Origin of the sequence: Glycomyces salinus (genome assembly GCF_016428645.1) — a bacterium.
Classification (GTDB): domain Bacteria; phylum Actinomycetota; class Actinomycetes; order Mycobacteriales; family Micromonosporaceae; genus Glycomyces; species Glycomyces salinus.
The window spans coordinates 20,069-29,533 of sequence record NZ_JAELXW010000044.1 but is presented as its reverse complement, the minus strand read 5'-3'; the positions used below and the strand labels follow the sequence as shown (position 1 = coordinate 29,533).

9 protein-coding genes are annotated in these 9,465 nt (G+C 69.1%); 6 read left to right on the top strand and 3 right to left on the bottom strand.

Annotated elements, in window-relative coordinates; translation table 11 throughout:
• Positions 1-217, top strand: a 217-nt coding sequence (locus JFB92_RS14020; RefSeq protein ID WP_233163194.1) for a DUF397 domain-containing protein, incomplete at its 5' end; no start/stop codon positions are given.
• Positions 218-276: 59 nt separating this feature from the next.
• Positions 277-741: a hypothetical protein gene (locus JFB92_RS14015; protein ID WP_199039749.1), complete on the top strand. Its 465-nt coding sequence runs from the start codon at positions 277-279 to the stop codon at positions 739-741.
• A 114-nt stretch (positions 742-855) separates the two neighbouring features.
• Here the strand turns inward: JFB92_RS14015 and JFB92_RS14010 are convergent, their stop codons facing one another.
• From JFB92_RS14010 to JFB92_RS14000, 3 genes are all read right to left on the bottom strand, one after another.
• The gene (locus JFB92_RS14010) at positions 856-1,701 is read right to left on the bottom strand and encodes a hypothetical protein (protein ID WP_199039746.1); all 846 of its coding nucleotides are present in this window, start codon (positions 1,699-1,701) and stop codon (positions 856-858) included.
• A gap of 169 nt (positions 1,702-1,870) precedes the next feature.
• The gene (locus JFB92_RS14005; protein WP_199039743.1) at positions 1,871-2,647 is read right to left on the bottom strand and encodes an ABC transporter permease; all 777 of its coding nucleotides are present in this window, start codon (positions 2,645-2,647) and stop codon (positions 1,871-1,873) included.
• Positions 2,648-2,649: 2 nt separating this feature from the next.
• A complete protein-coding gene (locus tag JFB92_RS14000; RefSeq protein WP_199039739.1) occupies positions 2,650-3,618 on the bottom strand; it encodes an ATP-binding cassette domain-containing protein in 969 nt (322 codons plus the stop codon).
• 195 nt (positions 3,619-3,813) lie between these two features.
• On the opposite strand from JFB92_RS14000, the gene JFB92_RS13995 reads away from it, so the two are divergent.
• The 4 genes from JFB92_RS13995 (at position 3,814) to JFB92_RS13980 (ending at position 9,465) form a co-directional block, all read left to right on the top strand.
• Positions 3,814-4,488 carry a PadR family transcriptional regulator gene (locus tag JFB92_RS13995; RefSeq protein WP_199039736.1) on the top strand — a complete coding sequence of 225 codons (675 nt, stop codon included), beginning with the start codon at positions 3,814-3,816 and terminating at the stop codon, positions 4,486-4,488.
• A gap of 152 nt (positions 4,489-4,640) precedes the next feature.
• Positions 4,641-6,413: an acetyl/propionyl/methylcrotonyl-CoA carboxylase subunit alpha gene (locus JFB92_RS13990; protein WP_199039733.1), complete on the top strand. Its 1,773-nt coding sequence runs from the start codon at positions 4,641-4,643 to the stop codon at positions 6,411-6,413.
• 39 nt (positions 6,414-6,452) lie between these two features.
• On the top strand, positions 6,453-7,889 hold the full coding sequence (locus JFB92_RS13985; RefSeq protein WP_199039730.1) for a GuaB1 family IMP dehydrogenase-related protein: 1,437 nt from the start codon (positions 6,453-6,455) through the stop codon (positions 7,887-7,889).
• Positions 7,890-8,058: 169 nt separating this feature from the next.
• On the top strand, positions 8,059-9,465 hold the full coding sequence (locus tag JFB92_RS13980) for an ATP-binding protein (RefSeq protein ID WP_199039727.1): 1,407 nt from the start codon (positions 8,059-8,061) through the stop codon (positions 9,463-9,465).

Genomic DNA, 9,465 nt, shown 5'->3' with positions numbered 1-9,465 from the left:
AGTGGCCTGCGTCCACGACGCCCCCTGGAGGAAGTCCAGCCGTAGCATGAGCAACGGTGCCTGCGTCGAGGCGGCTCCCGTTGGGGATACCGACTCCCCGGCCTTCGCGATCCGGGACTCCAAGCTCCCCACCGACGGCGACTTCCCGCACCTCCTCGTCTCCGCCGCCACCTGGACCGCCCTCATCACCGCCGCCAAATCCGACAGCCTCGCCTAGGATCACTTCCGGCCCCACCGTGCCAATCGAGTGCGGGGCACAAGTCCCTGGAGGAGCGAGTGCGACTGCCGAAGCGTGCTGTCGGGTTCTGGGATGCCCGTTCGAAGCCGTTCCCTGAGGTCGATCTCGATACGCTGGTCGCTTGGGTTCACCGATCGGCGAGACCGTTCGGAATATGGGTCGACCATGTGGACCGGTCCGACTACCCACGCAGCTTCCACGCGATTCGGTTCAAGAGCCGCACCGAGGGGTACGACCTGCTCTGCCCGCTGCACCTGGATTGGGTGGGGTTCTGCCATGCTGCACCGGACTACATGGGATTCGATAGCGCTGCCACGTTCAGGGACCCGCCGCCCTGGTCGAACTTCCTAGCCGAAGTCGGATATCGAGTACTTACCCACGCCGAACTCACGTTGCCGTCCACCGAGATCGACACCTCGGAGCTGACCAAAAGCGCGCGGTCCCAGTACCAGGACTGGGAGCCCGACACACTGGCAGCGATCCTCTTCAACTGGTGGGACTGACCGTCTCTTCTGCCGAGTGCGGGATCTGCGCCGGAGTCGCCGACGTCCTCCCCGAGGGGTCCCGGTCCTGGACACCCGCGGGGCCCTCCGAGGCGCCGAGGGCGTCGAGACCCTTTAGCCGAGGCACCCGTGGGCGACGATCGGGTATCCGAGGGCCGGGACTCCCGAATGGTGAGCGAACGATAACTGATCGCTGTTGCCGCTGTCCGTGGTCGGCACGCGGTCGGTGAGCACGGGCAGGAGCTCTGCGGCGATCTGGCGGGAGTGCGACTCGATCTCGGCGGCCCGGTCGGTGCCGGGCGCGGCCGGCTCCCCGGCGTAGCGGTATTCGACCTGGAGCTCCACTTCGAGGTTGGCGTCGTAGCCGGTGAGGGTGAAGATCTCCATCAGCAGCGTTTCACCGTCCTCGCAGTCGCCGTAGCGGTAGTCGTCGGCGTCCTCGAGGCAGGTCTCGGGCTCCTCCTCGGTCGCCGTGTGGTCCCAACCGGTGACCGTGAAGTGCGCCGGGAACTCGGGGAACTCCGCGGGGTCCGGGGCCGGGCCGTCTTCGGGGTCGGGGCGCTCTTCCAGTATGCGCAGTTCGATCACGGGGGTGGCGATATCGTCGGTGATCCGGTCCTCGGGGGCGTCGCCCGCCATGTAGAAGTAGTCGCAGTACAGTTTCTCGGGTGCCGGGTCGACGCCGCCCTCGGGGTAAACAGTGCCGTTGTACCAGATCCGGACCTGAGGGCTCTCCGGTGTCGAGCTCAGTGCCTCGATCTCCTCGCCGGTGGGGCAGAATTCCTCTGTCGTCACCCCGGTCGTGTAGGTTGGGCGGTCTTCGACGGGATCGAGCGGGATGGAGTCGCCGGCTCCCGAGTCCTCCGTGGCGGAGTCGCCGGCTCCTGAATCCTCTGCGGCCGCGCATCCGGCCGCGAACAGTGCCAGTGTGCCGAGGACTGCGGTCATCTTGATTCGCAAGGGTGACTCCATTCAAGCTGAGGGTGGCCGAATCCGGGTGCGCGGATCGGCGCGATCGACCTCTCGTCGATCACGGCGGCTTTGACGTCACGGGCGCGCGGAAGGTTCCGGCGGGCCGCGGCTGCACCGCGGCCCGTGCTCTACGGGTTCCCGGTCTCCCTGCTTCGGGTCAGGCGACGGCGCGGGCGAATTTTCTGCTGGCCCAGGCGACCAGGAGGACCGCCAGGACGCCGAGGATCGCCGCGGCCTGCCAGACGAAGTCGCTGTCGAGGTTGCCGGCGAACAGTTCGCGGGCGGCCTGGACGGCGTAGTAGAACGGGTTGAAGTCGGCCACGTTCTGGAGCCAGCTCGGGGCCATGGCCATCGGCAGCATGATGCCCGACAGGAGCATGACCGGCTGGACGAGCGTGTTCAGGGTCGGCGCCAGGGAGTCCTCGCTCTTGAGCACGAGGGCCACGCCGTAGGACAGGGCACCGAGCATGAACGAGGTGAGCACGATGATGCCGAGCATGAGGAACACGCCGGGCCAGTAGATCGTCAAGCCGCCGATCGGGGAGGCCAGGACGATGAGGATCAGGGCCTGGACGATCGTGGTGGTGACCGTCGAGAGTGTCCGTCCGATCAGGAGCGCCACGCGGCTGACCGGGGTCACCCGCATCCGCTCGATGACGCCCTGGCGCAGCTCGGCGATGAGGCCGAAGCCGACGAAGGTCGATCCGAACAGGGCCATCATGATGATCAGGCCGGGCACGAAGGTCTCCATCGCGCCGTTCTCGAACCCGGGCATCGCGCCGCCGGGCACCTCGTCGAAGCTGTTGAGCAGCGGGGCGAAGAAGACGAGGAAGTACAGCGGCTGGACGAGCATGACGATCAGCCAGACCGGCTGCTTGATGTTGAGCTTCATGGCCCGGGAGTAGACGAGCCAGGTGTCTCGCAGGAACTTCACCGCTAGGCCTCCTCTCGCAGGGAGCGGCCGGTCTGCTTCAGGAACACGTCGTCGAGGCTGGGCCGGTGCAGCTCGATGGACGCGGCGGCGATGCCGGCGCCGTCGAGGGAGCGCAGCAGCTCGGGCATGGCCGCGGAGCCGTCCTCGACATAGAGCCGCAGGACGGCGACGCCGGTGGCCGGGTCGGCTTCGCCGGCCTCGATCTCGTTGACGAAGTCCTTGGCGGCGAGGAGGTTCTTCGCCTCGTCGGCCCCGCCGCCCACGCCGACGGCGACGACGTCGCCCGACACTTCCTTCTTGAGCGACAGCGGCGTGCCCTCGGCGACGATCTCGCCGTGGTCGATGATGGCGATCCGGTCGCACAGGGCGTCGGCCTCGTCGAGGTAGTGGGTGGTCAGGAACACCGCGGTGCCGCGTTCGCGCAGCGCGCGGACCTCGTCCCACATGTGGGCACGCGACTGCGGGTCGAGGCCGGTGGTGGGCTCGTCGAGGAACAGGAGCTTCGGCTCATGCATGACGCCCAGGGCGATGTCGAGCCGGCGCTTCTGGCCGCCGGAGTAGGTCTTGACGTTGCGGTCGGCGAACTCGGTGAGCTGGAAGGACTCCAGGACGGTCTCGGCGCGGGCGGCCGAGGCGCGCTTGGAGGCGCCGTAGAGGCGTCCCTGCATGATCAGCTCGTCGCGGGCGGTGACCTCGCCCCAGGTGCCGCCCTCCTGGCCGACGTATCCGATGTCGCGGCGGACGGCCGCCGGGTCGGAGGCGAGGTCGCTGCCGCAGACGACGGCGCGGCCCTCGGAAGGCTCGATGAGGGTGGACAGCATCCGCATCGTGGTGGTCTTGCCGGCCCCGTTGGGGCCGAGGAGTCCGAAGATCTCCCCTTCTTTGACGGCGAGGTCGACGCCGCGCACGGCCTCTACCTCCTTGCCGCGGGACTTGAAGGTCTTCTTCAGCCCCTTGGTCTCTATGAGCATGGTTCCTCGAATTGGCTCGGTTCGGGTCCGGTGGCGCGCGCCGCGGCACGGGCCGCGGCATCGCTCGGGCCCGGCCTGGGCGGCCCGACCCGATCTGTTTCCTTGTTCAACTTTGACTATAAACGAAGGCTCACGACGCCCGCAAACAGGTATATGCCTCTCCGGACAATTAGTCAAAGGTTTAATATTGACGGCATGTGGAGCACGCGACTTCTCGTCCTCGGCCTGGTCCGATGGCTCGGCCCGGTCCACGGCTACCTGGTGCGGCGGGAGATCGACTCGTGGCGCATGCCGGGCGTGGCCGAGATCGGCGCGGGCTCGATCTACCACGCGCTGAAGAAACTGGCCGCCGACGACTTCATCGAGGTGGCGGCCACCGAGTCGGTCGACGACCGGCCCGCGCGCACCACGTACCGGATCACCGTCAAGGGCGAGGCCGAGTTCCAGCAGCTGCTGCGCAGCAAGCTCTGGGAGGTGGCCCAGGCCGACGACCCCTTCCACACCGCCTGGTCCTTCGCGACGGTGCTCACCCCGGCCGAGAACATCGCGCTGCTCCGCCGGCGCGCCGAGGTGCTCTACGAGCGGATCGAGGCGGTGACGATGCTGCTGGCGGCGACGTCCCCGGACTACGCCGAGGGCCTGGAGGCGACCTTTCTGCCGCCGCATGCGCGCGCGCTCCTCAAGCGACAGACCGACCTGTGGAACTCCGACGCCGAGTGGTGCGAGGACACCGCCCGGCGGATCGAGTCCGGCGACCTCCTGCTCGGACCCGGGCCCGACAGCGAGCAGTCCGCGCACTGGCGGGAGGCGATCCGCAGCGAGCGATTCGCCGAGGAGTCGGCATTGTGGCAGGCCGTCTTCGACCGATAGGACCTGAACGACCGTTAAATGAATCACCGTAAAAAATACACAACCGTTGTTATAGAGACCATCCAAAACCTGGGCGGTTTATGGCGGTTCTGGCGGACCGTCTCCGAACGCGTCCGTCCGACCGCTGAGCCCGGGCAACTACACTGCGGGACGTGCGCAAGGTATTGATCGCCAACCGCGGCGAGATAGCGGTGAGAGTCATCCGGGCCTGCCGGGACGCCGGCTTCGAGTCCGTCGCCGTCTACGCCGACGGCGATCGCGACGCCCCCCACACCCTCCTGGCCGACGAGGCGTTCGCCCTCGACGGCACCACCGCGGCCGACACCTACCTGCGGATCGACAAGCTGATCCGCATCGCCGAGCGCAGCGAGGCCGACGCGGTCCACCCCGGCTACGGCTTCCTCTCGGAGAACGCCGAATTCGCCCAGGCCGTCATCGACGCCGGGATCACCTGGATCGGGCCCACCCCGCAGTCCATCAGGGACCTCGGCGACAAGGTCACCGCCCGCCACCTGGCCATGCGCGCCGACGTGCCGCTGGTGCCCGGCACCAAGGAGCCGGCGAAGGACGCCGAGGAGATCCTGGCCTTCGCCGACGAGCACGGCCTGCCCGTGGCGATCAAGGCCGCCTTCGGCGGCGGCGGCCGCGGCCTCAAGGTCGCCCGCGAGCGCGACCAGATCCCGGCCCTGTTCGAGTCGGCGGTCAGGGAGGCCGAGGCGTCCTTCGGGCGCGGCGAGTGCTTCGTCGAGCGCTACCTCGACCGGCCCCGCCACGTCGAGGCCCAGGTCCTGGCCGACACGCACGGGAACGTGGTCGTCGTCGGCACCCGCGACTGCTCGCTCCAGCGCCGCCACCAGAAGCTCGTCGAGGAGGCGCCCGCGCCGTTCCTGTCCGACGAGCAGCGCGCCACCATCCACGCCGCCGCCAAGGCCATCTGCGTCGAGGCCGACTACCACGGGGCCGGGACCGTCGAGTTCCTGGTGGGCACCGACGGCACGATCTCCTTCCTGGAGGTCAACACCCGCCTCCAGGTCGAGCACCCGGTCTCGGAGGAGACCAGCGGCATCGACCTGGTGCGCGAGCAGTTCCGCATCGCCTCCGGGGAGCGGCTCGACATCACCGCCGACCCGGCTCCCAGGGGCCACTCGATCGAGTTCCGCATCAACGGCGAGGACCCCGGGCGCGGCTTCCTGCCCTCCCCCGGCACGGTCACCGAGCTGAAGCTGCCGTCGGGTCCGGGTGTGCGCGTGGACACCGGCATCGAGGCCGGGACCGTCATCGACGGGAACTTCGACTCGCTGCTGGCGAAGGTCATCGTCACCGGCGCCACCCGAGAGGAGGCCGTGCAGCGGTCCCGCCGGGCCCTGGCCGAGATGACCGTCGAGGGCATGGCCACGGTCCTGCCGTTCCACCGGGCGGTGCTGGAGGACGAGGCGTTCGTCGGGGACTTCTCCGTCCACACCCGCTGGATCGAGACCGAGTGGGACAATACGCTCGAGCCGTTCGACGCCGCCGCCGAGGCCGGCGAGGGCGCCGAGGACCGCACCAGCATGGTGATCGAGGTCGCCGGGAAGCGCCTGGAGGTGTCGATCCCGGCCGGGCTCCTGGCTCCGGCCGCGTCGAGCAAGCCGCGCAAGCGCGGCGCGAAGAAGAAGGCCGACTCGGGGCCGGCCGCCGGAGGCGACTCGCTGCCCTCGCCGATGCAGGGCACGATCGTGAAGGTGACCGTCGAGAACGGCGGCAGCGTCGTCAAGGGCGACACGGTCGTGGTCCTGGAGGCGATGAAGATGGAGCAGCCCATCGCGGCCCACAAGTCCGGGATCGTCTCCGGGCTGGAGGTCGCCGTGGGCGACGTGGTGTCGGCCGGCGCACCGATCTGTCAGATCTCAGACTTACGCACACACGCTGGACGAGGGACAATATAAGTCGCTCTGCGCAGCACCGAGACCACCCGGGGGCCCACCATGAGATTCATCGACGAGCATCCTCGCCACGATCTGACCTACTCCGACGTGTTCATGGTCCCCAACCGCTCGGCCGTGGTCTCGCGCCTGGACGTCGACCTGGCCACGTCCGACGGCACGGGTGACACGGTGCCGATCATCGCGGCGAACATGACCGCGGTCTCGGGCCGCCGGATGGCCGAGACCCTCGCGCGCCGCGGCGGCCTCGCCGTGATCCCGCAGGACATCCCGACCGACGTGGTCACCGACGTGATCGCCAAGGTCAAGTCGCGGCCGCTCGAATGCGACACCGCGCTGACCCTGCCGCCGCATGCGACGGTAGCCGAGGCCATCGCCCTGTTCCCCAAGCGCGCCCACGGGGCGGTCATCGTCATCGACTCGATCGACCGGCCGCTGGGCGTGGTGACCGAGGCCGACTGCCGCAGCGTCGACCGGTTCACGCAGCTCGAGCAGGTCGCCTCGGACCGGCTGGTCACGCTGCCGGCCGGGACCAGCGACGAGGACGCGTTCTACGCGCTGTCCGACGCGGGCGTCAAGCTCGCTCCGGTCGTCGACGCCGACGGCAGGCTGCGCGGGGTCCTGACCAAGGCCGGGGCGCTGCGCAACACGCTGTACCGGCCGAACACGGACTCCTCGGGCCGGCTGCGCGTGGCCGCGGCCATCGGCATCAACGGGGACGTGGCCGGGAAGGCCGCCGCCCTGGCCGAGGCCGGGGCGGACCTGATCGTGGTCGACACCGCGCACGGCCACCAGGAGAAGATGCTGGCCGCGCTCAAACTGGCCCGCGACGCGGCCGGCGACCTGCCGATCGCGGCCGGGAACGTGGTGACCGCCGACGGCACCGAGGACCTCATCAAGGCCGGGGCCGACATCGTGAAGGTCGGCGTCGGACCGGGCGCGATGTGCACCACCCGCATGATGACCGGGGTGGGGCGGCCGCAGTTCTCGGCGGTCCTGGAGTGCGCGCGGGCCGCGCATCGGCTCGGCAGGCACGTGTGGGCCGACGGGGGCGTGCGGCACCCGCGGGACGTGGCCCTCGCGCTGGCGGCCGGGGCCTCGAACGTGATGATCGGCTCCTGGTTCGCCGGGACGCACGAGTCGCCCGGCGACATGCACCACGACGCCGACGGCAGGCCGTACAAGGAGTCGTTCGGGATGGCCTCGGCGCGGGCGGTCAAGGCCCGCAGCGCCGATGACACGGCGTTCGAGCAGGCCCGCAAGGCCATGTTCGAGGAGGGCATCTCGACCGGCCGGATGTACCTGGACCCGAAGCGCCCCGGCGTGGAGGACCTGCTGGACTCGATCGTGGCCGGGGTGCGGTCGGCCTGCACGTACGCGGGCGCGACCAATCTGGAGCAGTTCCACGAGCGCGCGGCCGTGGGCGTGCAGTCGGCGGCCGGCTACAGCGAGGGCGCGCCGGTCCCGCGGTCCTGGTGATCTCGTCGAGAACCTGATCATGACGGGCGGCCCGCGCGATCGCGCGGGCCGCCCGCGTGTCGCCACGCCATAGACGCCTCATTCAATGACTTCAGTTGATTGAAGTACAATCCTATGTACTTCACTGTAATGAAATCAGTTAAACCGAACAAGCGAGGGGCGAGACCGCATGTTCATCGGACGCGAGCGCGAGCTCGGACTCCTGGAAGGACTGCTGCACCGGGTGACCGAGGGCATCGGCGACTCACAGCCGGGCCGCTGCCTTCTTGTCCGCGGCCGCAGACGCATCGGAAAGTCGATGCTCGCCGAGGAGTTCATCCGGCGCGCCGACGTGCCCGCACTGTACTTCTCCGCAGCGGACGGCGGACCCGACGATCACCTCGGGCGACTGCTCGAGGACATGGCGGCGTCGACGCTTCCCGACCGCGAGGTCTACACCGAACACCCGCCGAACCTGTGGAGCGCGGCACTCGACGCCCTGGCACAGGCCCTGCCAGTGGACCAGCCGTCGATCGTCGTGATGGACGAGGTCCCCTATCTCATGCGCGACGTGCCCGGATTCGAGGGCTACCTGCAGCGAGCCTGGGACCGGTTCCTCAGCCGCCGGCCCGTCACCCTCCTGCTGATCGGATCGGACCTTTCGATGATGGAGGCGCTCAACGACTACGATCGGCCGTTCCATCAGCGCGGCACCGAAATGGTGGTCGGCCCGCTCACTCCCGCCGACATCGGCGGCATGCTCGGGCTGGAACCCGCCGACGCCTTCGACGCCGCGCTCGTGACCGGCGGCCTGCCGCTGCTGTGCGGCGAGTGGCCGAGCGGCGGCTCCGTCTGGGACTACCTCACCGAAGCTCTCGGCAGCCCGATCTCCGCGCTCGCGGTCTCGGCCGAGCGATCCCTGGCCGCCGAGTTCCCCCCGGACGCGCAGGCGCGAAAGGTGCTCACCGCGATCGGCGGCGGTGAGCGGACGTTCACCAACATCAACAAATCCGCTCACCTCGCACCGTCCTCGCTCAACGCGGCACTGAAGACACTGGAGTCGAAGCGACTCGTCTCAGCGGACCTGCCGCTGTCGCTGCGGCCGTCCAAGGACCGCCGGTACGCCATCAGCGACTCCTATCTGCGGTTCTGGCTGACCTTCATCGGCCCCAACATGACCGAACTCGAACGCCAGCGGCCCGATCTGGTGGTGGACAGGATCAGGCGGAGTTGGACCAGTTGGCGGGGCCGGGCGATCGAACCGCTGGTCAGAGAGGCGCTCTGGCGGCTTCTCCCGGACGGGCAGCTCGACCTCGGCCCCGGCGCCGTCGGCTCCTACTGGACCCGGAGGAACGATGTGGAGATCGACATCGTGATCGCGGATCGAGCTCCGATCGCCGAAGAGCTCAGGGCGATCGGATCGATCAAGTGGCGCGATGAGGCCCCGTTCGATCTGCGGGACCTGACGAGCCTGGAGAATCACCGGTCCTCACTCACCGACGAGCCGATTCCGTTGATCGCCGTGAGCCGCAGCGGCGTCACCGCGAAGCGGGTCGACGGGGCCTACGGGCCGGAAGAGCTGCTGAGCGCCTGGTGA

Excerpts from the sequence above, each read along its gene's own strand:
- JFB92_RS13980 (WP_199039727.1), top strand. The coding sequence starts at position 8,059 with ATGTTCATCGGACGCGAGCGCGAGCTCGGACTCCTGGAAGGACTGCTG.
- JFB92_RS13995 (WP_199039736.1), top strand. The coding sequence starts at position 3,814 with ATGTGGAGCACGCGACTTCTCGTCCTCGGCCTGGTCCGATGGCTCGGC.
- JFB92_RS14000 (WP_199039739.1), bottom strand. The coding sequence starts at position 3,618 with ATGCTCATAGAGACCAAGGGGCTGAAGAAGACCTTCAAGTCCCGCGGC.
- JFB92_RS13985 (WP_199039730.1), top strand. The coding sequence starts at position 6,453 with ATGAGATTCATCGACGAGCATCCTCGCCACGATCTGACCTACTCCGAC.